Source organism: Afipia sp. GAS231 (genome assembly GCF_900103365.1).
Taxonomy (GTDB): domain Bacteria; phylum Pseudomonadota; class Alphaproteobacteria; order Rhizobiales; family Xanthobacteraceae; genus Bradyrhizobium.
In genome coordinates this window covers 301,059-323,882 of the sequence record NZ_LT629703.1, presented here as the reverse complement: position 1 = coordinate 323,882, position 22,824 = coordinate 301,059, and the positions used below count along the sequence as shown (strand labels likewise).

The 22,824-nt window shown below is 62.2% G+C and carries 22 protein-coding genes; 13 read left to right on the top strand and 9 right to left on the bottom strand.

Features of this window, described 5'->3' with window-relative positions; translation table 11 throughout:
• Positions 1-7 precede the first annotated feature (7 nt).
• The 8 genes from BLS26_RS01470 to BLS26_RS01435 all read left to right on the top strand — a co-directional run bounded on the left by BLS26_RS01470 (position 8) and on the right by BLS26_RS01435 (position 8,009).
• Complete coding sequence (locus BLS26_RS01470) at positions 8-1,219, top strand: sialidase family protein (RefSeq protein ID WP_092517504.1); 1,212 nt, start codon at positions 8-10, stop codon at positions 1,217-1,219.
• On the top strand, positions 1,216-1,743 hold the full coding sequence (locus tag BLS26_RS01465; protein ID WP_092507792.1) for a TlpA disulfide reductase family protein: 528 nt from the start codon (positions 1,216-1,218) through the stop codon (positions 1,741-1,743). Before BLS26_RS01470 ends, BLS26_RS01465 begins: the two co-directional genes overlap by 4 nt.
• A complete protein-coding gene (locus BLS26_RS01460) occupies positions 1,740-2,249 on the top strand; it encodes a copper chaperone PCu(A)C (RefSeq protein WP_092507790.1) in 510 nt (169 codons plus the stop codon). Before BLS26_RS01465 ends, BLS26_RS01460 begins: the two co-directional genes overlap by 4 nt.
• Positions 2,250-2,251: 2 nt before the next feature.
• On the top strand, positions 2,252-2,767 hold the full coding sequence (locus tag BLS26_RS01455) for a YcnI family protein (protein WP_092507788.1): 516 nt from the start codon (positions 2,252-2,254) through the stop codon (positions 2,765-2,767).
• 8 nt (positions 2,768-2,775) lie between these two features.
• The gene (locus BLS26_RS01450) at positions 2,776-4,353 is read left to right on the top strand and encodes a copper resistance CopC/CopD family protein (RefSeq protein WP_092507786.1); all 1,578 of its coding nucleotides are present in this window, start codon (positions 2,776-2,778) and stop codon (positions 4,351-4,353) included.
• 261 nt (positions 4,354-4,614) lie between these two features.
• On the top strand, positions 4,615-5,943 hold the full coding sequence (proS, locus tag BLS26_RS01445) for a proline--tRNA ligase (RefSeq protein WP_092507784.1): 1,329 nt from the start codon (positions 4,615-4,617) through the stop codon (positions 5,941-5,943).
• A 79-nt stretch (positions 5,944-6,022) separates the two neighbouring features.
• The gene (locus BLS26_RS01440) at positions 6,023-7,303 is read left to right on the top strand and encodes a lipoprotein-releasing ABC transporter permease subunit (protein WP_092507782.1); all 1,281 of its coding nucleotides are present in this window, start codon (positions 6,023-6,025) and stop codon (positions 7,301-7,303) included.
• 7 nt (positions 7,304-7,310) lie between these two features.
• Positions 7,311-8,009 (top strand): ABC transporter ATP-binding protein, encoded by a 699-nt coding sequence (locus BLS26_RS01435; protein WP_092507780.1) that lies wholly within the window; start codon positions 7,311-7,313, stop codon positions 8,007-8,009.
• Between the two features lie 71 nt (positions 8,010-8,080).
• Here the strand turns inward: BLS26_RS01435 and BLS26_RS01430 are convergent, their stop codons facing one another.
• The 3 genes from BLS26_RS01430 to BLS26_RS01420 all read right to left on the bottom strand — a co-directional run bounded on the left by BLS26_RS01430 (position 8,081) and on the right by BLS26_RS01420 (position 9,051).
• Positions 8,081-8,338: a DUF3551 domain-containing protein gene (locus BLS26_RS01430; RefSeq protein WP_092507778.1), complete on the bottom strand. Its 258-nt coding sequence runs from the start codon at positions 8,336-8,338 to the stop codon at positions 8,081-8,083.
• Complete coding sequence (locus BLS26_RS01425) at positions 8,338-8,613, bottom strand: DUF3551 domain-containing protein (protein WP_092507776.1); 276 nt, start codon at positions 8,611-8,613, stop codon at positions 8,338-8,340. Before BLS26_RS01425 ends, BLS26_RS01430 begins: the two co-directional genes overlap by 1 nt.
• A 144-nt stretch (positions 8,614-8,757) precedes the next feature.
• Entirely contained in the window at positions 8,758-9,051 is a 294-nt protein-coding gene (locus tag BLS26_RS01420; RefSeq protein ID WP_092507774.1) for a DUF3551 domain-containing protein, read from the bottom strand.
• Positions 9,052-9,355: 304 nt separating this feature from the next.
• Here BLS26_RS01420 and BLS26_RS01415 point away from each other — a divergent pair, with 304 nt between their 5' ends.
• Both BLS26_RS01415 and BLS26_RS35430 read left to right on the top strand, forming a co-directional pair.
• On the top strand, positions 9,356-10,102 hold the full coding sequence (locus tag BLS26_RS01415; RefSeq protein ID WP_092507772.1) for an outer membrane protein: 747 nt from the start codon (positions 9,356-9,358) through the stop codon (positions 10,100-10,102).
• A gap of 156 nt (positions 10,103-10,258) precedes the next feature.
• Positions 10,259-10,399, top strand: coding sequence for a hypothetical protein (locus tag BLS26_RS35430; RefSeq protein WP_157676251.1), 141 nt, complete (start codon positions 10,259-10,261; stop codon positions 10,397-10,399).
• 1,020 nt (positions 10,400-11,419) lie between these two features.
• Here the strand turns inward: BLS26_RS35430 and BLS26_RS01400 are convergent.
• Genes BLS26_RS01400 through BLS26_RS01390 form a run of 3 tightly spaced genes read right to left on the bottom strand, consistent with a single transcriptional unit; the run spans position 11,420 to position 13,357 of the window.
• Positions 11,420-11,884 (bottom strand): hypothetical protein, encoded by a 465-nt coding sequence (locus tag BLS26_RS01400; protein ID WP_092507767.1) that lies wholly within the window; start codon positions 11,882-11,884, stop codon positions 11,420-11,422.
• 4 nt (positions 11,885-11,888) lie between these two features.
• On the bottom strand, positions 11,889-13,040 hold the full coding sequence (locus BLS26_RS01395; protein ID WP_092507765.1) for an ImmA/IrrE family metallo-endopeptidase: 1,152 nt from the start codon (positions 13,038-13,040) through the stop codon (positions 11,889-11,891).
• A 17-nt stretch (positions 13,041-13,057) separates the two neighbouring features.
• Entirely contained in the window at positions 13,058-13,357 is a 300-nt protein-coding gene (locus BLS26_RS01390) for a type II toxin-antitoxin system RelE/ParE family toxin (protein WP_092507763.1), read from the bottom strand.
• 105 nt (positions 13,358-13,462) lie between these two features.
• On the opposite strand from BLS26_RS01390, the gene BLS26_RS01385 reads away from it, so the two are divergent.
• Positions 13,463-14,482 (top strand): IS1 family transposase, encoded by a 1,020-nt coding sequence (locus tag BLS26_RS01385; RefSeq protein WP_244541811.1) that lies wholly within the window; start codon positions 13,463-13,465, stop codon positions 14,480-14,482.
• A gap of 75 nt (positions 14,483-14,557) precedes the next feature.
• On the opposite strand, the gene BLS26_RS01380 is transcribed toward BLS26_RS01385, so the two are convergent.
• Positions 14,558-15,244 (bottom strand): hypothetical protein, encoded by a 687-nt coding sequence (locus tag BLS26_RS01380; RefSeq protein ID WP_157676250.1) that lies wholly within the window; start codon positions 15,242-15,244, stop codon positions 14,558-14,560.
• A 545-nt stretch (positions 15,245-15,789) separates the two neighbouring features.
• Here BLS26_RS01380 and dnaE point away from each other — a divergent pair.
• Positions 15,790-19,299 (top strand): DNA polymerase III subunit alpha, encoded by a 3,510-nt coding sequence (dnaE, locus tag BLS26_RS01375; RefSeq protein ID WP_092507759.1) that lies wholly within the window; start codon positions 15,790-15,792, stop codon positions 19,297-19,299.
• Positions 19,300-19,426: 127 nt separating this feature from the next.
• Entirely contained in the window at positions 19,427-21,760 is a 2,334-nt protein-coding gene (locus BLS26_RS01370; RefSeq protein ID WP_092507757.1) for a caspase domain-containing protein, read from the top strand.
• Between the two features lie 142 nt (positions 21,761-21,902).
• On the opposite strand, the gene BLS26_RS01365 is transcribed toward BLS26_RS01370, so the two are convergent.
• Together BLS26_RS01365 and BLS26_RS01360 are read right to left on the bottom strand one after the other, a co-directional pair.
• Positions 21,903-22,349, bottom strand: a complete 447-nt coding sequence (locus tag BLS26_RS01365; RefSeq protein ID WP_092507755.1) for an EVE domain-containing protein — start codon at positions 22,347-22,349, stop codon at positions 21,903-21,905.
• The gene (locus BLS26_RS01360) at positions 22,346-22,717 is read right to left on the bottom strand and encodes a VOC family protein (protein WP_092507753.1); all 372 of its coding nucleotides are present in this window, start codon (positions 22,715-22,717) and stop codon (positions 22,346-22,348) included. The genes BLS26_RS01365 and BLS26_RS01360 overlap by 4 nt, the downstream gene beginning before the upstream one ends.
• Positions 22,718-22,824: the final 107 nt, after the last annotated feature.

Genomic DNA, 22,824 nt, shown 5'->3' with positions numbered 1-22,824 from the left:
CGCGGCCATGCCTAAAGCAAAGTGGATATGCGCGATTGTCTTCGCGCTCTGGCAGACTGCCGCCGCAGCGCAAATGAGCCATCAGCACGCCTCGGAAGCGGCATGCGACGAACCCGCCCTGCGTTGCGCGACCAAGGTCACGCCGGCCTTCGCTGCAGATGGAACGTTGTGGCTGGCCTGGATGGCAGGAGGACAGATATCCGTCGCAAGCTCGAAGGATGGCGGCCAAAATCTGTCGACGCCGGTTCAGGTGACCACGGAGAAACTGAACCTGGACTGGGGTCCCGATGCGCGCCCCAAAATCGTGGTTGATCGCAAGGGCGACATCGTCCTGGCGTTTTCAACCTTTCGGGACAAGGCTTTCAACGGTCAGGTGTTGACGACCCGGTCCGGCGATGGCGGCCGGAGCTTTGCCGAGGTGAAGCCGATCACGTCCAACAACGAGAGCCAGCGCTTCGAAGCCTTGGGACTCGATGCGGATGGGACGGTGTTTGCGGCGTGGCTCGACAAGCGCAACCGGGTGCCGGTTCAGGCAGCGGGCAAGAAGTACGACGGGGCAGGGCTGTTCTTCGCATCGTCGAAGGATGGCGGCGCAACCTATACCGAAGCGCAGCTCGCGACCGATAACACCTGTGAATGCTGCCGGCTCGGTCTGGCATTTGCCGGACCCGGCAAGCCGGTCGTCATGTTCCGAAATATCTTTGAAGGCGGCGTGCGGGACCACGCGGTGATGGCTTTCCCTGATCTGGCGACGCCGGGCGAAGTGCGCCGCGTCAGCACGGACGATTGGCAGATTGCGGCCTGCCCGCATCACGGCCCCAGTCTCTCGATCTCATCGGCGGGGACCTGTCACGCGACCTGGTACACCAATGGCAAGGTGCGCAAGGGGCTTTTCTACGCCCGCTCACAGGACGAGGGACGGACGTTCTCTGATCCGGTTCCGGTCGGCCGGGCGGATCGCAATCCGACGCGGCCTTACGTGCTGGCGGGTCCGCGCGGCACCGCGATGGTCTGGAAGGAATTCGACGGCGAGAAGACGACCGTCAACCTGATGACTTCCCACGATGACGGCAAGAGCTGGTCGAAACCATCGGTCATTTCCTCCACCAGCGACACGTCGGATCACCCGCTGTTGGTCAGCGACGGCCAGCGAATCTTCCTTTCCTGGATGACCAAGGCGGACGGATACCGCTTCCAACCGATCGGGGATGAGTCATGAGACGCCTCCTGCTGGCCGCCACGTTGCTGGTGGCCTTTCTCGCGCCGGCGCCTGGTTCCGAGACGCCGCCTCAACTCAAGCCGTTCGTGCGGGGAAGCTGGCAGGACGTGCTGCGTTCGCATGCCGGCCGGCCGACGCTGGTGCATTTCTGGGGCGTGACCTGCGGCCCCTGCAAGGTCGAGCTGCCGTTGCTCGGAAAATTCATGAAAGACCATGGCGACATCGACGTGGTGACGATCAGCGCCGATCTGGTTCCAGATCTGCCCGCTGCCACGCGATCGATGCTGGAAAAGGCCGGGCTGGGGCCTGCTGAAAACTGGATATTCAACGACGGCTTTGTCGAGCGCCTACGGTTCGAAATCGATCCGGCCTGGCAAGGCGATATTCCCCGCACCATTCTGATCGCACGTGACGGCGTCGCCACCACCATTGAAGGTTCGGCTGAAATGCAGGAACTGGAAAACTGGACGGTTCAGCAGGGTTCTGCGGCCGCAACATCTCCCACATCGAAAGAAACCAAATGAAGTCTGCTCTGAAATTCCTCGCCTCCGCCGCGCTCCTCGCCGGTCTGTTCGCGGCTCCGGCCCGCGCCGAAGACATCAAGGCCGGGGACCTCGTGATCTCGCAGGCCTGGAGCCGCGCGACGCCTGGTGGCGCCAAGATCGCCGGCGGCTATCTCACGATTGAAAACAAGGGCACGGCGCCGGACCGGCTGATCGGCGGCAGCGGCGATATCGCCGGCAAGGTCGAAATCCACGAGATGGCTGTCAACAACGGCGTCATGACCATGCGTCCGCTCGACAAGGGCCTCGCCATCGAGCCGGGCAAGACGGTGAAGCTGGCGCCGGGCGGTTACCACCTGATGATGTTCGATCTCAAAGGCCCGCTCAAGCAGGGCGAGAAAGTGCCTGTCACGCTCGAATTCGAAAAGGCCGGCAAGGTCAACTTGTCGCTGGACGTGCAGGGCGTCGGCGCGCAGGCGCCGGGTGGCGCGGATCATTCCGGCGGTCACATGGAGATGAAAAAGTGAGGATGGTAAGAGCCGCTCTTTGCATCGCCGCTGCGTTGATCGCGTCGCCGGCCGGTGCGCACATTTCGCTGGAGCCCAAACAGGCGACGGTCGGATCGTCCTACAAGGCGGTATTCGCGGTGCCGCACGGCTGCACGGGATCGGCGACGACAAAGATCCGTGTACAGATTCCGGAAGGGGTGATTGCCGCCAAGCCGATGCCGAAATCCGGCTGGAGCGTCGAGGCGATCAACGGCAAATACGCCGCCGAGTACGACTTTCACGGCAACAAGGTTTCCGAAGGCGTCAAGGAAGTGGTGTGGAGCGGCGGCAAGCTGCCGGATCACCAATATGACGAGTTCGTGGTCTCGACCTTCATCACCGACGGGATGAAGCCGAACACCACGCTGTATTTTCCGGTGGTGCAGGAATGCGAGCAGGGCGTGAGCCGCTGGATCGACATTCCCAAGGAGGGTGAAGGTCACGGTCACGGCAGCAAGTCGCCGGCGCCCGGCGTCAAGCTGATGCCAAAACCGTAACGGCGCCGATGACGCGCTTCATCGCCGGCCTCGCGGCGTTGCTGGTGGCGCTCTGCTGCGCGACCGGCGCGTTGGCGCACGCGTCGCTGGTTTCCGCGGAGCCGGCCGACGGCAGCGTGCTGTCAGAGGCGCCGAAAGCGATACAATTGCGCTTCAACGAGAGCGTGGCGCCGGCGGTGGCTGTTCTGATCGACGCCGACGGCAAAGCGCATGACGTCACCATGCGGGCGGTCGATCAATCGGTCGAGATCGTTTTGCCCGAGCGGCTGCCGCGCGGTACCCAGGTCCTGAGCTATCGCGTGGTGTCGCAGGACGGGCATCCGGTGGCGGGATCGCTGGTGTTTTCGATCGGCGCGGTGACCGGCACCGCGACATCGGCCAACACCGGCGCGATCTCCGTCACCACAGCTAGCCTGATCTGGCTGGCCCGGATCGGCGTCTATCTCGGATTGTTTATCGGCGTCGGCGGCGTGTTCTTCGCCGCCTGGATTGGATTCGGGCCTTACGGTTCGAAGACGATCCTCGGTTCGCTCGTGATCGGCCTGGCGAGCGCGGCGGCATCGCTCGGCCTGCAAGGCCTCGATCTGCTGAACCTTCCGCTCACCGCACTTGTGACGCTGGCGCCATGGAAAGGCGCGCTCGGCACCAGCCTTGGACCGTCGATGCTGATCGCGATCGCGGCGATGGCCGTCGCACGCTTCGCCTGGCAAAGCCCGACCATGACGGTGGCCTGGGTGCTGACATCGCTCGCCATGATCGGAGTCGGATTTTCGCTGGCGACCTCGGGCCACGCCGCGACCGCGCCGCCGGAATGGCTGACGCCGACGCTGGTGTTCGTTCACGGCATCGCGGTCGCTTACTGGGTCGGCGCCCTGGCGCCGCTGGTGGTGTTGGCGCGGCGGCGGCATAACGATCTGCCGCGGGCGCTCCGGCAATTCTCGGCCGTGGCGGTGCCGCTGGTGGGGCTGCTCGTGTTGACCGGCCTCGTGCTCGCGATCATTCAACTGGAGAGTTTCCGCGCGCTGATCGAAACCTGGTACGGCATTATTCTGCTGGTCAAACTCGTGCTGGTGGTCCTGCTGCTGGCGCTGGCGGCGCTGAACCGGTTTTTCCTCACGCCGGCGGTCGTGCTGGATGGTGAGAACACCCAGACCTTGGGCGGATCGGTGTTTCTGGAATTCCTGCTGGTGGTTTGCATTTTCATCGCCGTCGCCGGCTGGCGTTTCACGACGCCGCCGCGCGCACTGGCCGATTCCGCCGCCGCACCACTCGCGGTTCATATCCACACCGAGACCGCGATGTTCCAGGTGCTGATATCGCCGGGCAAGGTGGGCTCCGACGATTTCGTGCTGCAACTGATGACGGGCGACGGCAGTAAGCTCTCGGCCAAGGAAGCGACGTTGACGCTAAGCCTGCCGGAACGCGGCATCGAACCGATCGAACGCAACGCCGTGCTCGGACCCGACGGTTACTGGCACCTGCGCGGCGTACCGCTGCCGCAGCCCGGCCGCTGGCACATGCAGATCGACGCGCTGGTGACCGATTTCGAGAAGGTCACGCTGGAAGACGATTTCGAGGTGAGGTGAGGGGCGCTGCCCTCTCCGTCGTCATTGCGAGGAGCAAAGCGACGAAGCAATCCAGCTATCCGTTATGCCGCGCGATGGATTGCTTCGCTTCGCTCGCAATGACGGCAGGGCCCCCACGCCAATGCCGTAATTCATCGGCAAAACCGGCCGGAAATCGGTATTTCCTGCGGCTTTTTCATAGCCTTCGGCCTTGTCTTTTCATACCCGATCCGGTTTCACTGCTCCTCCTTCGTGTCCCCAGCTGATTCCCAGAGTTTGTCCATGCGATTGTCGCGGTTTTTCCTGCCCATCCTCAAAGAGAATCCGAAAGAAGCGGAAATCGTCTCGCATCGGCTGATGCTGCGCGCGGGCATGATGCGGCAGGAAGCGGCCGGCATTTATGCCTGGCTGCCGTTGGGATTTCGGGTGCTGAAGAAGATCGAGCAGATCGTTCGCGAGGAACAGAACCGCGCCGGCGCGCTGGAACTCTTGATGCCGACGCTGCAGTTGGCCGATCTCTGGCGCGAGAGCGGCCGTTACGACGCCTACGGCCCGGAGATGCTGCGCATCAACGACCGTCACAAGCGCGAATTGCTGTACGGACCGACCAACGAGGAAATGATCACCGAGATTTTTCGCGCCTACGTCAAATCCTACAAGAGCCTGCCGCTCAACCTCTATCACATCCAGTGGAAGTTCCGCGACGAGCAGCGTCCGCGCTTCGGGGTGATGCGCGGCCGCGAATTCCTGATGAAGGACGCCTATTCCTTCGATATCGACGAGGCCGCGGCGCGGCTTTCCTATAACCGGATGTTCGTCGCTTACTTGCGCACCTTCGCGCGGATGGGATTGAAGGCGATCCCGATGCGCGCCGAGACCGGTCCGATCGGCGGCGATCTCAGCCACGAATTCATCGTGCTCGCCGAAACCGGCGAGTCCGGCGTCTATTGCGACAGCGACGTGCTCAACCTGCCGATCCCGGGCGACGACGTCGATTACGACGGCGATCTCACACCGATCATCAAGCAGTGGACCTCGGTCTATGCCGCGACCGAGGACGTTCACGATGCCGCGCGCTTCGAGCGCGAAGTGCCGGCCGAGAAGAAGGTCCACACCCGCGGCATCGAGGTCGGCCAGATCTTCTATTTCGGCACCAAATATTCCGACGCCATGAAGGCGATGGTGGCGGGTCCCGACGGCGTCGACGTGCCGATCCACGGCGGCTCCTACGGCGTCGGCGTGTCGCGCCTGGTTGGCGCCATCATTGAAGCCTGTCACGACGATGCCGGCATCAAATGGCCGGAAGCGGTGGCGCCGTTCACCGCCGTGATCCTGAACCTGAAGCAGGGCTCGGAAGATACCGATGCGGCCTGCGAGAAGCTTTATCGCGAACTGGAAGCCAAGGGAGTCGACGTGCTCTACGACGACACCGACCAGCGCGCGGGTGCGAAATTCGCCGCCGCCGACCTGATCGGCATTCCCTGGCAGATTTTGGTGGGCCCGAAGGGGCTCGCCGAGGGCAAGCTCGAGATCAAGCGGCGCGGTGACGGGTCGCGCGAAAATCTGAGCCAGGCTGAAGTCGTGATGAAGATCACGGGCAAACACGGGTAAACAAGATTATCCACGAAGTGGCCGTTAATGTTGGCCAGTCCCGGCCACATTTGGCCCCGAATCATGGGATTATCGAAAGATGGATGAGACCATGAACGAAACGCTCCGAACCCCGCCGTTTGCGGCCTTCGAATGGCTGCTCTCCGGGCGGTATTTGCGTGCGCGCCGCAAGGAAGGCTTCATCTCTGTCATCGCCGGCTTTTCGTTCCTCGGCATCATGCTCGGCGTCGCCACGCTGATCATCGTGATGGCCGTGATGAACGGTTTTCGCAAGGAACTCTTGGACAAGATCCTCGGGCTGAACGGCCATCTTCTGGTGCAGCCGCTGGAATCGCCGCTGACCGACTGGAAGGACGTCGCCGAGCGAATCAGCGGGGTTCAGGGCATCCGGCTGGCGGCGCCGGTCGTCGACGGTCAGGCGCTGGCGTCCTCGGCCTTCAACGCCTCCGGCGTGCTGGTGCGCGGCATGCGCGCCGACGACCTTAACAACCTCACCTCGATCGCTTCGAACATCAAGCAGGGCACGCTGGAAGGCTTCGATGACGGGCAGGGCGTCGCCATCGGGCGCCGGCTCGCCGATCAATTGTCGCTGCACGCCGGCGACAGCATCACGCTGGTGGCGCCGAAGGGGGCCGTGACCCCGATGGGCACCACGCCGCGGATCAAGCCCTATCGGATCTCGGCGGTGTTCGAGATCGGCATGTCGGAATACGATTCGAGCTTCGTGTTCATGCCGCTGCCGGAGTCGCAGGCCTACTTCAACCGCAAGGACGACGTCACCGCGATCGAGGTGTTCACCGACAATCCCGACAAGATCGACGCCTACCGCAAGGCCGTGACCGAGGCGGCGGGACGGCCGGTGTTCCTGGTCGACTGGCGGCAGCGCAATTCGACCTTCTTCAACGCGCTGCAGGTCGAGCGCAACGTGATGTTCCTGATCCTGACCATGATCGTGCTGGTCGCCGCCCTCAACATCGTCTCCGGCCTGATCATGCTGGTGAAGGACAAGGGTCAGGATATCGCGATCCTGCGCACCATGGGCGCCTCGCAGGGCTCGATCATGCGGATATTCCTGATCACCGGCGCCTCGATCGGCGTGGTCGGGACCTTCGTCGGCTTCATGGTCGGATTGCTGATCTGCCTCAATATCGAATCGATCCGGCAGTTCCTGTCATGGCTCACCAACACGCCGCTGTTCGACCCGACGCTGTATTTTCTGTCGCGCTTGCCGGCGGAGATCGATTTCGGCGAGACCGCCGCGGTCGTGATCATGGCGCTGACGCTGTCGTTCCTGGCAACGCTCTATCCGGCCTGGCGCGCGGCGCGGCTCGATCCCGTCGACGCGCTTCGGTACGAGTGAGGACGAGATGGCCGAGGGGGCGGAAGACGTACCGGTTATCTATCTCCACGAGATAAAACGCGAGTACAGGCAGGGCGAGGCGACGCTGACCATTCTCAACGGCGCCAAGCTGGCGCTGTGGGCCGGGCAATCGGTGGCGCTGGTGGCGCCGTCGGGGTCGGGCAAATCGACGCTGCTGCATATCGCGGGGTTGCTGGAGACCCCCGACGATGGCGAGGTCTATGTCGCGGGCGCGCCGACGTCGCAACTATCCGATATCGACCGCACCCACATAAGGCGCACCGATATCGGCTTCGTCTATCAGCAGCACCGGCTGCTGCCGGAATTCACCGCGCTGGAAAACGTCATGCTGCCGCAGATGATCCGCGGCCTCAAGCGCGCCGAGACCGTGTCGCGCGCGACGGAAATCCTGACCTATCTCGGCCTCGGCGACCGCATCACGCACCGGCCGTCCGAATTGTCCGGCGGCGAACAGCAGCGGGTGGCGATCGCGCGCGCGGTCGCCAACGCGCCGCGGGCGCTGTTGGCGGACGAGCCGACCGGCAACCTCGACCCGCACACGGCCGACTACGTCTTCAATGCGTTGATGCAGCTGGTGAAGGCGACGCGGGTCGCGATGTTGATCGCAACCCACAATATGGAGCTCGCTGGCCGGATGGACCGCCGGGTGTCGCTGGTCGACGGTCAGGTCGTCGAACTCGATTAGCTCGGCCAACTCGTTGGCTCAACCAACTCCTTGGCTCAGCCAACTTCGTTGGCAGAGCTAGCTTCGCTGGCTCAGTAGACGCTGCGAATCCGCCTGCGCGCCGGCCGGTATTCGGCGCTCGAGAAATAGGGGTTGACCACGCATTGCGCGGCACGCCCCGCGGCCGACATGTTGCATTGGGGTATCGAGCTATAGCCGCACTCATAATAGTTGAGCGGGCCGTAAACCTGGAGACAGACCGGATAGCCGCCACCATAGGTCCCGGCATGCGCCGGCGCGGCAAGCGGGATCGCTCCGAGGGCGAGAATGGCCAAAGCTGCAATGCGCATCAGAAGTTCCTTCGTGGCAGGCGGTTGGGGTTGGTCGACAGTTCAGCCTTCGACAGTTCGGCCTTGGCACCGAAGTAGGGATTCGCGGCGCAAGTCGCGTCGCGCCCGGAGGCCGTCGCCTGACATTGAGCGAGCGATGAGAAGCTGCAGTCGCCGGCGCCTCCGCCGAAATCGCAGCCCTTGATGCAGTAGGCCATTCCGCCGGCCAACGCCGGCGTCGTAACCGCTGCCATCACCGCACCTAACGCCAGCAACGTTTGCGATGCCCGCTGCATGCTTTCCTCCGTTACGGCTTGTCGAATTCTGATCGACAGCAGACTATTGGCGCGCGTCTGCGTCAAATCACGTTAGCGCGCAACACCTTGGCCACGCGCACGGCAAAATGTGATCGCGTGTCGGGAATAAATATCCGGAGGCGTTCAGTAGCGCGGATAGCCGTAGGCGGGCGGCAGCGTGCGGCCGGGCAGGACTCGATAGCCGGGTGCTGGAGCGTCGCTCGCGCCGACATAATAGGGATTGGCGATGCACCACAGCCGCCGCCCCGATGCCGTCGCCTGACACTGCTCGTAGCTCGTGAAGGTGCAGTTGCTGAGACCCGGCTGATCGTCGCCCTGGATGCAGAACGGATAGCGGGTGCCGACGGCTGCGGCAGGATTCGCATTGAGTGCTGCCAGTCCGATCGCCGCCAGCAACACAAGAATCGCTCTACACATTTTCGTATCTCCTGGGTGCGTCACTGTGTCGTCGGTTTCATTGCGTCGATCAATACCGGTGGCTTTGCCTTTTCATCAACACATTCGGCCATTGAATAAGGCCGCAAAATTCAAATGTGAATTTTTCGCGGCAAGTCGAGTGCACATTGTTTCGAAAAATGCCGGTAACGCATCATTAACTTGCGCCTTCATAGAAGTTGTTTCGCATTCGCTGTTGCCGTGAGGTTACAGCAATTCGGTCTGAGAATGCTATCAGGCTGCGCACGGCCTTGGGGGCTGTACACACTGAAACGGGATAAAAAGAATGAAGAAGGTTTTGCTTGTTACGGCCAGCCTGATTGCGCTCGGCGCGGCCGCACCGGCAGTCGCTGCGGATCTCGCTGCGCGTCCTTACACCAAGGCGCCCGCGTATGTCGCCGCTGTGTATGACTGGAGTGGTTTCTACATCGGCGCCAACGGCGGTTGGGGTTCGAGCCGCAATAGCTGGGATTCGGTCGCGCCGTTCGCAGTGGGCGCCGAGGGCTCCAACAATGCCAACGGTGGCACCATCGGTGGTCAGGTTGGCTATCGCTGGCAGGCCGGCACCTGGGTGTTCGGCGTGGAAGCGCAGGGCAACTGGGCTGACTTCAAGGGCAGCAACGCCAGCACGCTGTTCGGCCCCGGCTTCGTGAACAACTCGAAGACCGACGCGTTCGGCCTGTTCACCGGTCAGGTCGGCTACGCCGCCAACAACTTCCTGCTCTACGTCAAGGGCGGTGCGGCTGTGACCTCGAACACCTACCGCATCAACACCGCCGCAGGTGCACAGTTCGGAACCACGAGCGATGACACCCGCTGGGGTGGCACCATCGGCGTCGGCGCTGAATATGCCTTCGCTCCGAATTGGTCGGTTGGTCTCGAATACGACCATCTGTTCATGCAGGACAAGACCTACAACTTCACCAACGGCGCCGGCGTGCTGGTCGGCAACGATCGCATCCGTCAGGACGTCGATCTGGTCACCGCTCGCCTGAACTACAAGTTCGGCGGCCCGGTCATCGCCAAGTACTGAGCTAAAAGTACTGAGTTAAGTACTGATTTCGCGCGCTCCGGCGCACGAGCAAGACAGAAAGCCCCGGGCATTGCCCGGGGCTTTTTTGTTGGGCGGAGGAGGCCGATGATCCGACGAATCGATTTGTTCGCGGTTGCGCTCCGGGGGCGGCAGTGAATGACCATGACCTTGCATATCGCCAACTATGAGATCGTGCTGGCGCCGGCCGGAATGGTGGCTCTGGCGGTCTTGGTCGCGATTGTCGTTTTGGGCGTCGCCGCTGTCGTTCGGATCGTACGGCGGCGAAGCCGGCCATGACCCGCGATCGGGGACCCAAGGCGGCATGAACCAGGCGATTTATTTCGGCGACCAATCTCAAACTGACCATTTCCCAGCCTTGTTCCAGCCCTGGGTCGTGGGTCCGTTTGATTGTGGCGGTCATTCGCGGTTTTTCCCCGCCTTATGCAGGCTCTCGCCCCGGGGAAGGACCATGAAGCAATTTCTGCTGCGGTTGGTATGCATATATTTGCGTCTTGGTGCCGTCTTTGGCGGACTGGGAATCCTAAGTTATGCTTGGGGGGCCGCAACCCAAGCCGACTGCCGCGATTTCGGTTTGGTCGCTATGACGATGGTATATTCGGTCTTTTGGGCGGCCGTCAGAACCTTCCTTTGGCTACCGTCATTGATCCATTGGTGGTCAGGGGGACCTGAGTTTCTGCAATGGCTTCTGCCCGGCCTCGCCATGACGTGTGGGACTGAGTAATGGCCCCCGGCGCTCGGTGTTGGCCTGCACGTTAACCGTCAGGGTCATTCTTCAAATTGACCCACTTCCCGCCCTTGGGTAGTGGGTCAGTTTGATTGTGGCAGCCGGACGGGCTGGAAAACGGACGGTTCCGGGCGCATATTCCGGGGATGGCGACAATTGTTCAATGCAATTGCGGCGCCGAGTACAGACGCACTGAAGAGAAGTTCTTGGTACCGCATACGGGTGACGCGGTCTGCACGGTCTGCGGGGCTGCGCTAGAGTCGTGGTGGAATAGCGGCCACGTTCCAACATACGAACTTATTGAACGTCCACAGACAGAAAGTCGGCATGACAAGCCACCCGAAACGCCCTAGGGACCCCAACCAACTCGCCAAGTCGATCATAGACATTGCGACGGGGGAGAAGCCTGACCGCGATCCCACGCCAGAGGAATTGGGAAAGAGCGCAAAGGCGGTAGCCCGCGGGAAGTCTGGAGGGGCAAAGGGAGGCCCCGCCCGGGCTGCTGCCCTCACGGCAGAACAGCGCGCGGAAATAGCTAGGGTGGCGGCGCAGACGCGCTGGAAAAAATCGACCTAGCCAACCTCGGGCAACTGGCCAAGCTCTTCCAAATCGATATTAAAGTTGAAATCGATCTGTATCGGTTCATCCGGACAATGGCGTTCGCTGTAGCTGTCCATATCCTGCTTCAATTGCCAGCACTGCCCCAGAACAAGGTTTCTGCGGTTTGCAGCTGACACTTCCATAAAGGGGCGTTCTGCGTTCTGGTCATCCCACTTCATGACCAACTGTCCGTTTTCGCGGATGCGCGCCGAATAGTACTTACGAACGCTACGGCCCTTCCTGTCCTTCACATGCTCAAGGCCCATTGCTCGCGATATTTTCTCGGCGCACTGACTAACAGCCATACCGCGAGTGAGCTGATATCGTTCATTAGCGACGGCCCATTCGGCTATCTGCTCTCGCTTGGCCGGCCAAGGTTCACCGGCAGCCCGGTAATCCTCCACAATGCGTATCAGCTGATCGTTAAAGTTAGCCATGGTGCTACGCTCCAGATTGTCCCGGGATACGCGGGACCGTGCCCCACCCATCGGTAAGGGCAGTTTGCGTTACAATCTCTCTGATTTTCACAAGGTGCTTATGGAAGTGCGTGTATGGAACCTCGTCGCGATGCTGCAACTGGCCGACAACGATACCGGGGTGAACACCAATGCGCTTTGCAAAGAGTAAAATGCGCTGCTCTGAGTAAAGCGGCCTCACGCGAATGATAAAGTTATCCAACTCCGATTTTGGAATTAGAAACTCCGCTGCGGCGGCATTCGCGCGAACCTCTTCTGGCGGCAATTCTCCCTTGCCTTGAAGGCTCTCTGTAAGTTCAACGTCGATAGTGACGAGACCGTCTCGATTTAGAATATGTTCGATTTCATGTCGAAGCACGAACCAGAAGTTATTTACGCGGTCGAACCTAATCGATAGCGCAATGACTGGCGTATCATTGAGCCAGAACGCCGCGCCGTCGATCTTTGCTCCGGGCAAAAACTCCACGATTACAAACCGCACGCCAGCTTCCGCCAAAATCGTGGGGATCTGTCTAAGCTCTTCCGGCGCTACAAGGAGCGCTCGCAGTTTCGTCAGCGCTCTTTTCAAATTGGCTTCGGAGTATGGCGCAGAATGAGTTGCCTGAGCTAATTCCTTTGCCCGGAATAGCCATGCCCACTGTAGATCGTTTCTCTCATCGTACTCGACTGCATCGGACTGAGCGGCCTTCGCCGAATGCGCAAATTGAGGCTGCTCATCAATGCTTTTGATCTGATAGAATCGACAAACGCGGTGCTCTACAACGTCGGGATTATCTGACGGTTCGATCCAGTTTCGCTTCATCAACTCCCGTACAGGGAATCGGGAGTACAGCTTGGAGCGGCGCACCACCGTTTCATCAACGGGTTGAGTCTTAGAAAGGCGGTATGCGCTATCGAGATTCATCCAATAAAGCGGATCGTCGTCACCAAATGCCGTAGACAGCCCGCGCGCCGTGTCAGGGGTGATCTGTTTTTTGCCTGCGATAAGCTCGTTAATCAGTCGAGTAGGACGACCCATGATTTGGGCAAGGTCCGCCTGCGTCCATCCGCGAGCCTCAAGCTCGTCACGAATGAATTCCCCGGGAGCGAATGTTTCTGCAGGTACTCGGGCAGCCATTTTTGATTGTTTTCCCCTTAGTGGTGGTAGTCGGCAATTTCGATGATCAGGACAGTCTTGTTGGGCGCTTCTCCCTTCAGTTCCACGATGAGACGCCACTGATCGTTCAGCCTCATCGAGTATTGACCTTCCCGTTTGCCCAGAAGCTTTTCGAACCGAAATGACCGCCGGGCATAGAAGGTGCGCTCGTCAGCCGCCGACCGAATGTGAAGGACCGCTTTACGGTAGGCCCTCACGATTCCGTCGCTGAAACCGGCGCTATAGCTTGCGTCGGTTTCCAGCCGGTCCAGGGACGGGTCTTTGAAGTCAATATCCATGGACAACCCCTATATATCCCAATCAATCCGTTCGTCAATACCATCTTCACACATAGTGTAACATTCGACTTGACGATCCAGATGTTCTCAAGCATAAAGGTCAGTATGAACAAGCTGACCAGGCAGGCCCGAGCCCAAATCCTGCACCTCCTTTGCGAGGGCCAGTCGATCCGCGCTATCACACGCCTGACGGGTGCTAGCAAGAACACGGTTGCAAAACTGTTGGTGGATGCCGGTCACGCCTGCGCCGCCTATCAGGACAAGGCGCTGCGTAAGCTGCCCTGCAAGCGTGTCCAGATGGATGAAATCTGGAGCTTCGTTTACGCCAAGGCCAGCAATGTGAAGGCCGCCAAAGCCGCTCCAGTGACCGCTGGGGACGTTTGGACTTGGACCGCCATTTGTGCCGACACAAAGCTGATTGTTAGCTGGCTGCTTGGCTCTCGCGATATGGATGCCGCTCTGGCGTTCACCCACGATCTGGAAAGCCGCCTTGCCAACCGCGTCCAGCTAACCAGCGATGGGCACCGCCCGTACCTGCAGGCCGTTGACGCGGCGTTCGGCGGGGAAGTCGACTACGCCATGCTGATTAAGCACTACGGCTCGCCGCCGCAGTCAGAGACCCGGTACAGCCCGGCTGTGTGCACTGGCGCTGAAAAGAAGCCCGTCTCCGGCAACCCGGATAGCAAGCACATCAGTACGTCCTACGTTGAGCGCAGCAATCTGACCATGCGTATGCACATGCGCCGCTTCACGCGTCTGACCAATGCGTTCTCAAAGAAGGTCGAGAACCACGCCGCCGCCATCGCGCTCCACACGATGTATTACAATTTCGTCCGCATCCATCAGACGCTCAAAGTAACCCCGGCAATGGCCGCTGGCGTTTCCGACAAGCTTTGGGAGATGGAAGATTTGGTCGCGATGCTGGAGAAGTGGGAGTTTGCGAATTTCAAGCCGGAATATCAGTTTGTGGTCCGGCAATACGCCATCGGCAAGGGCCACTCTGTGAGCGTTATGTGGCGCGGCGGGGAAGTCGATACGATCTTTGGATTTGAGAAGGAGGGCGACGCTCTGGAATGGATCAGAGAGAAATCGCAGGCATGGCTTAGCAATCGGGCGAGCGGTTAGCCCGCTGCCCGTTGCCGGGGCTCAAATCGAAACCCGGGGCGGTCCCGCAGAGCGGACTCGACCTCGGCATCAATTTCAGCAGTCGCGCGCTCCATCGACGCCCGCTCTGAATCGGTCATACGACGGGCATCGGAGGAGGAACTGTCCTTCCGGCTCCGTAACGGATTCCAATTCATGACCAATCTCCGTAGGGTAAGCCGCCACGAGCTTCCCGGCCCACGCGCCAGTAAGCCTCGCGAATGTGTCGCCGACAAGGGAAATTTGGACATTTTTGCCACTCCCGCTCGCCAAAACCGTCATTCCGAGCACTTTTCCGCCGCCCGTCTCAATATAGCTACGCAAACTGGCCAATGTTCCCCCCATCGCGCAAACGTCATCTGCGAGGATGTAGGGTCGCCCGGCCTGGACCGGGCCGTAGAACTCTGGCTCATTTACGATTCGGAACCATCCGTTGGTGTTAAAATCGCGATTAATTGTTTTCGCTTGGTAAATTTCCCGGTCGATCTGCCAATTCATTTTCGCCGACAGCCAGCCAGCAAAACCGCGGGCCAAGGCGTTTTGCGTCTCATGAAGGATTAGAGCGGGCGCGGCGACGATAGGTTCAAGGCCATAGGTAAGATCGTACAGAAGTTCGAGGTTTTCTTCCGCCACGACATCGTCACAAAGCGCGATGGCGGCTTTGGCGTCCCGTTTCCGCTTGGCTGGCCAATAGGCCGGGTGGTCCTGAAGCTTGAAGGAATCCGAGTCCCACGGCGCATTCACTAGGATTTTCGGAAAGTCCGCTGACCACGGGACGCGCATATTCCACCCTGATTAAGATTCGGGCGGGACGTTACCAGCGGTTGTGCAAAGCAGCCACACGCCATTGGCAGGACGATCCAATTAACCAAGCGATTTCTTTCAGGGTCATTTTTCAAACTGACCCACTACCCGCCCTTGACTCCTGGAACAAAAAAGGAACAATGTTCCTCATATGTTCTCATATCGGAGTCGGGTTCATGTTGAGGTTGTTCGTGGAAGAAGCGGCGGCGCTGGCATCGATTTCACTGTTTATCGGCATGATTGCGGTCTGGGCGCAGGTGATTCCCCAGCTCTGAAATGAGCTGATGGAACCGACCTTTTGCGGGTCAGGAAATGCCTGCTGGGGAAAAGCCGGATGGCGGGCGCGCCGGTCGCGTTCCGCGTGGACTCTGCAGGGCCAAGGCATCACCATTGCGGCGCGCGAGTCGGCATTCGCGGGAGGCTTTTGCTTTCCCGAGCGCCTGACGAACGCTCCCAGTTATCTTGCCAGAGCCCCGTAAGCAGCCATGCCCAGTGCCGGATTCGTCCATCTTCACGTTCATTCGGCCTATTCGCTGCTGAAGGGTTCGATCAAGATCGCCAAGCTCGGCGAACTGGCCAAGGCGGACCACCAGCCGGCGCTGGCGCTGACCGATACCGACAACATGTTCGGGGCGCTGGAATTCTCCGACAAGATGGCGGGCTACGGCATCCAGCCGATCGTCGGCCTCGAGCTTGCGATCGATTTCGGCGACCAGGACCCCAATGCGCGCAACGTGCTGTCGGCAGCACCCTCGCGCATCGTGCTGCTGGCGTCGCGCGAGCGCGGCTATCGCAGCCTGATGCGGCTGAACTCGCGGGCATTCCTGGAAACGCCGATCCATCAATCGCCGCATATCAAGCTCGAATGGCTCGAGGGCGATTCGGAGGACCTGATCGCGCTGACCGGCGGTCCCGAGGGGCCGATCTCGCTGGCGCTGCATGCCGATCAGGCCGCACTCGCCGCGGCGCGCTGCGACCGGCTCGCGAATCTGTTTGGCGATCGCCTTTATGTCGAGTTGCAGCGCCACGGCATCGACAAGGAGCGCCGCGTCGAAAGCGGCCTGATCGATCTCGCCTATGCCAAGGGCCTGCCGCTGGTCGCGACCAACGAGCCGTACTTCGCCGCCAATGACGACTACGAAGCCCATGACGCGCTGCTCTGCATCGCCGGCGGCAAACTGATCGCCGAAACCGATCGCGAACAGCTCACGCCCGATCATCGCTTCAAGACCCGCGCCGAGATGGCGGTGCTGTTTGCCGATATTCCGGAGGCGCTGGCCTCCACCGTCGAGATCGCCGAACGCTGCTCGTTCCGGCCGATGACGCGCAAGCCGATTTTGCCGCGCTTCACCGTCGGCGCCGAATCGGGATCCGACGCGGTGAGCGAGGAGGCCACCGAGCTGAAGCGTCAGGCAGAGGAGGGGCTCGCCCGGCGGCTTGCGGTCCACGGCCTGTCGCAGGGCACCACGGAAGAGGATTACCAGAAGCGTCTCGCCTTCGAGATCGACGTCATCAACCGCATGAACTATGCGGGCTACTTCCTGATCGTTTCCGACTTCATCAAATGGGCCAAGGCCCATGACATTCCGGTCGGTCCGGGCCGCGGCTCGGGCGCGGGATCGCTGGTCGCCTATGCGCTGACCATTACCGACCTCGATCCGATCCAGTTCGGCCTGCTGTTCGAGCGCTTCCTCAATCCGGAACGCGTGTCGATGCCGGACTTCGACATCGACTTCTGCCAGGACCGCCGCGGCGAGGTGATCACTTACGTGCAGGAACGCTACGGCCGCGACCAGGTGGCCCAGATCATCACCTTCGGTACGCTGCAGGCGCGCGGCGTGCTGCGCGACGTCGGCCGCGTGCTGCAGATGCCCTACGGGCAGGTCGATAAATTGACAAAACTGGTGCCGCAAAACCCCGCGGCGCCCGTGACCTTGGCGGCGGCGATTGCCAGCGAACCGAAGCTGCAGGCGTTCCGCGACGAGGACGCGGTGGTGGCGCGCGCCTTTGACATCGCCCAGCGCCTCGAAGGCCTGACCCGACACGCTTCGACGCACGCCGCCGGCATCGTGATCGGCGACCGCCCCTTGAGCGAGCTGGTGCCGCTCTATCGCGATCCCAAATCCGATATGCCGGTGACCCAGTTCAACATGAAATGGGTCGAGCCGGCGGGCCTCGTCAAATTCGACTTCCTCGGCCTGAAGACGCTCACCGTGCTCGATGTCGCGGTCAAGCTGCTCAAGCAGCGCAACATCCACATCGATCTGGCGACGCTGCCGATCACCGATGCCGCGAGTTACCAGATGCTGGCCAAGGGCGACGTGGTCGGCGTGTTCCAGGTGGAAAGCCAGGGCATGCGGCGGGCGCTGGTCGACATGCGCCCCGACCGTTTCGAGGACATTATCGCGCTGGTGGCGCTCTATCGCCCCGGCCCGATGGCGAACATTCCGACCTATTGCGCGCGCAAGCATGGCGACGAGGAGCCGGAATACCTGCACCCGATGCTCGAGCCGATCCTTAAAGAGACCTTCGGCGTCATCATCTACCAGGAACAGGTGATGCAGATCGCCCAGGTGATGGCCGGCTATTCGCTTGGCGACGCCGACCTGCTGCGGCGCGCGATGGGCAAGAAGATCCGCGCCGAGATGGAAAAGCAGCGCGCGATCTTCATCGCAGGTGCTGTGAAGAACGGCGTGCCGAAGGGGCAGGCCGATACGATCTTCGAACTGCTGGCGAAATTCGCCGACTACGGCTTCAACAAGAGCCATGCCGCCGCCTACGCGCTGGTGTCCTATCACACCGCCTACATGAAGGCACACTACCCGGTGGAGTTTCTGGCGGCGTCGATGACGCTCGAACTCAACAACACCGACAAGCTCTCGGAATTTCGCGCCGAGGCGCAGCGGCTCGGCATCAAGGTCGAGGCGCCCAATATCAATCGCTCGGGCGCGACCTTCGAGGTCAGCGACAACACGATCTATTACGCACTCGCCGCGCTGAAAGGCGTTGGTCCTGCGGCGGTCGAACTCATTGTCGAGACCCGGCGGGAAGGGGCATTCACGTCGCTGGCCGATTTCGCCGCGCGCGCCAACCCACGCGCGATCAACAAACGGGTGATCGAAAGCCTCGCTGCGGCCGGCGCCTTCGATACCCTGGATGCCAATCGTGCGCGGGTATTTGGCGGCGCGGAAGCCATTCTGGCCGCTTGCCAGCGCAGCCATTCGGCCGCGACGCTCGGGCAGAACGACATGTTCGGCGGCGCGTCGGACGCGCCGACCATCATGCTGCCGCAGCTCGAGCCGTGGCTGCCGGCCGAAAAACTCCGCCGCGAATACGACGCCGTCGGCTTCTTCCTGTCCGGCCATCCGCTCGACGATTACGCCACCGTGCTGAAGCGGCTGCGGGTGCAGTCCTGGGCGGAGTTTTCGCGCGCCGTCAAAACCGGCGCCACCGCGGGCAAAGTCGCGGCCACCGTTGTCTCGCGCATGGAGCGGCGCACCAAGACCGGTAACAAGATGGGCATCATGGGCCTGTCCGATCCGACCGGCCATTTCGAAGCCGTGCTGTTTTCCGAGGGCCTTGCGCAATATCGCGACGTGCTGGAGCCGGGCGCTGCGGTATTGCTGCAGCTCGGCGCCGAACTGCAGGGCGAGGACGTGCGGGCGAGGATATTGCACGCCGAACCGCTGGATGACGCCGCGGCCAAGACGCAAAAGGGCCTGCGGATTTTCGTCCGCGACACCAAGCCGCTGGACTCGATCGCGCGGCGGCTGAACATGCCGGAAGCCGCTCCCCCGGCCGGCGCATCACGTACGCCTCAGGCGAAGCCTGCGCCCGCGCCTTCGGGCGGCGCCGACGGCGACGTCTCGCTTGTGATCATGCTCGACCTCGAAACCGAGGTGGAGATGAAACTCCCCGGCCGCTTCAAGGTCTCGCCGCAGATTGCCGGCGCGATCAAGGCGGTGGCGGGCGTGGTCGACGTCCAGACGCTTTGATGGAACCTGGCGGGCGTCAGCAAGCCGGTCGGGAGCCGGGTTGCTGGAACCGGATTTCATTCAAGTTTTGTTCAGATGGGCAGGCGCTCCATGTCCGTGTGTTTGAATCGCGACGGGACATCGGATCATGCGACTGACAGCAAGAGTGTCGATCTTTACGGTATGTCTGCTTGCGATGTCGGGGTTTCCGGCGCTCCTGAATTCCGCCTTCGCCCAGCAGCCGGAAAAGCGCATCGCACTCGTGGTCGGCAACGGCGCGTATGCGAAATCGCCGCTGGCGACCGCTGCCAATGACGCCGGCCTGATTGCGCAAACCTTGCAGGCGGCGGGTTTCGATGTGATCGGCGCCCGCGACCTCGATGGCGACACCCTGCGCAAGAGTTTCCGCGATTTCGTGCAGAAGGCTGAAGGCGCCGGGCCGGGCGCCGTGGCGATGGTTTATCTCGCCGGCTACGGGCTGCAGGTTGCCGGTGAGAACTATTTCGTGCCGGTCGATTCCGCGATCAACCGCGAGACCGACATTCCGATCGAAGCCTTGCGGATCGGCGACTATATCCGGCAGCTTGCATCGCTTCCACTCAAGGCCAGCATCGTCGTGCTGGATACGGCCCGGCAGCAACCCTTCGTCGAGGGGCAGATTGCAAGCGGCCTGGCGCTGGTCGAGGCGGATCCGCATATGCTGATCGCCTATAACGCGGCGCCGGGCACGGTCGCACCGCCGGAGCAGGGACCGTACGGCGCCTACGCCCAGTCGCTCGCCGAGATGATCCGCGCCGGCGGATTGCCGCTGCCGGAAGTTTTCAACCGCGTGCGGCTGCGCGTCAACGAAGCAACCAAGGGCGCGCAGGTGCCGTGGGATACGCAGAAGCTCGATGCCCCGTTCGTGTTCTTCGAGCGCGCGCCGGATGCGCCGGCGCAGGCGTCGCCGGATCAGGTCGCCGCTCTCCGCAACAAGCCGATCCGCGATCTCGGCGTGCAGGAGGCCTACACCGCAGCGGTCGAGCGCGACACGCTGCAAGGCTATGAGGATTTCCTGATCGCCTATCCCGGCGATCCACTGGCCAGACGCGTGCGCGCTATCGTCGCCGCGCGGCGCGAAGCGATCACCTGGGGGCGGACCTACCGGGCCGACACGCCCAATGCCTATTGGTCTTATCTGCGGCGCTATCCGCGCGGGCCACACGCCGGCGACGCGCGCCGTCGCCTTGCCATCCTCACCGCACCGCTGGAGCCGCCGCCGGCATTCGCGGTCATCGACTACGATGTAGCGCCGCCGCCGCCCGAAGAGATCGTCTATGTCGATCGCCCGGTGCTGTTCTTCAGCGATCCCGAGTTTGATTTTGCGCCGCCGCCACCGCCGCCGGTCTATTACCTGCCGCCGCCGCCACCGGATTTCATCGTGCTGGAGCCGCCGCCGCCACCGATCGGGCTTTTCATCCTGCCGCAGCCGCTGTTCGTGCCGATTCCAGTCTATGTTGTGGCGCCGGTCTATGTCGCGCAGCCGCCGAACAACATCATCTACGCCAACATTCACAATACGACCGTCATCAACACCGTCATCAACCAGCGGCCTCAGCCGGCGCCGGGAGGGCCCAACGCGCTCCCCTCCGCCAAAGGCGCGGTGCCCGCCGGCGCTACGCTCGTGCCACCTGCGGCCGCGCAAAAGGCCTCGCTGATCCAGCAGGGCAAACTGCCAATGCCTTTGAGCGCATCGATAAACCCTGCCGCGAAGGCCGGTACACCGGGGGCGCCGGTTGGCCAGATTGCCCCGGCGAATGCGTCGCAGCCTGCGAATGTGGCGCCGAACACGCTGCCGCAAGGCCATGCGTTGCCGAAGGCCAATTCGTTGCCGGCGTCCGGCGTCAAAGGCGCGCCGCCACCGCCGGCTGCAGGGACTTCGCCCGCGAACGCGACCAATCCCAGTGCGAAGCTGGCGCCGCAGCAGCCGGGAACGGCAGCTTCGCCAGCGGTTCCGAATGCACCTGCCGCCGGCACACCGAAAGGACCGACAGGGGTGACAGCCCTGTCGAAGCCGAACGGGCCGGGGGCGGACGCAAAGCCGAAGCTGAGGCCGGAAACCCTGAGCAAGCCGGCGACCGTTCAACCGCCATCCAAGCCCACGGCAGCGCTCCCGCCGAAGCCGACAATCCAGGCGGTGCCGAAACCTCCAATTCGGCCGGATACGCGCCGGGCGCCTCCGCCGCGTCCAGCTCCGCAGATGGCGAAGCCGGCACCGCCCCCACCGCCTCGGGTAGCTGCGCCGCCGCCCCGGATGGCTGCGCCGCCGCCCCGGATGGCTGCGCCACCGCCCCGGGTGGCTGCACCGCCGCCGCCTCCGCGGCCGGCTCCTCAGATCGCGCGGCCGGCGCCACCACCGCCGCCGCCGCGTCCGGCACCACCGCCACCACGTCCGGCGGCACCCGCAGCCAAAAAATGCCCGCCGAACGTTCCACGGTGCTGAGGCAAAGCGGTGCCGGTCAGAGCCGGATCTGACCGGGGCAGAGCAGGGTCGCCGACCCGAGGGGAACGGCGACCGCCGGGCGCAATCGTCGTCCCGCACGGGCATGAATGTCGTGGTTGTGCAATCCTAAGCCTGCGCCGGGTTATGGAGGTGACAGCGATGCCCCCATCGCGGCCGCGATCGTCGCCATGTCGTGCTCGGAAATCTCGAACAGCCCGAAGCGCAGTTGAAAGCCCCAATTGCGTTTCGCCGTCGTGAAAGCGAGCCGGCCGATCAGCGGCTTGATCGGCGCGTCTTCAGTGGCGCACCAACTGACATCGCGGCGAAACGGCATGAAGCCGCCGTCCATGCCAGCTTGATAGGGGGCGCCGTCGCGCACGATGCCGATCGCCGTAAACGACTGCAATTGATCCTTGCTGCGAAACACTGATGTCGGCGAGTAGTAGACCACGCCGTCGCCGGGCTGGATCCGCCGCAGCGGCGCGGCCTTGCCGTGACAGACCTGCATGAAGCCCTTGCTCCGGCCGATACGAACATGTTCGGCCGAAGCGACCGCAACCCAGTTCTTGGCAACCCAGTTCGTGGTCATGCGGCCTCCGGAGCAAACACGCGCAGCCGGTGCCCATCGGGATCGACGGCCACGAAGGTGTGGCCGAAATCCATGCGTTGGGGCTGCTGGATGATCGTCAGGCCGCGCCGTTTCCAGTCGGCAAACGTTGCCTCGACGGCGGCGGCGTCCTTGACCGTGAAAGCGACTTCGCTGGCGCCCGATTGCGATGTGGCGGCGGGCTCGACGGTTTGGCGTGACCACAATCCGAGCATCACGCCATCCGTCAGCGGCAGCATCGCAAAGGTGGGCGAGGTCTCGATGACGGGGCGGCCGAGCAGGTCCGCATAGAAGCCGGCGCTGGCCGGCGGGTTCTCGACATAGAGCAGGACAAAACTGAAGTTCGGCATGTGGCAGGTCCCTGGTTGAACATCCGTGGCCGGAGTCGCTGGGCGTGTCCGGCATGGGGTCAATCTAGGCGACGACACTGCCAAAAAGTGTCAGTAGTGAATGCTTC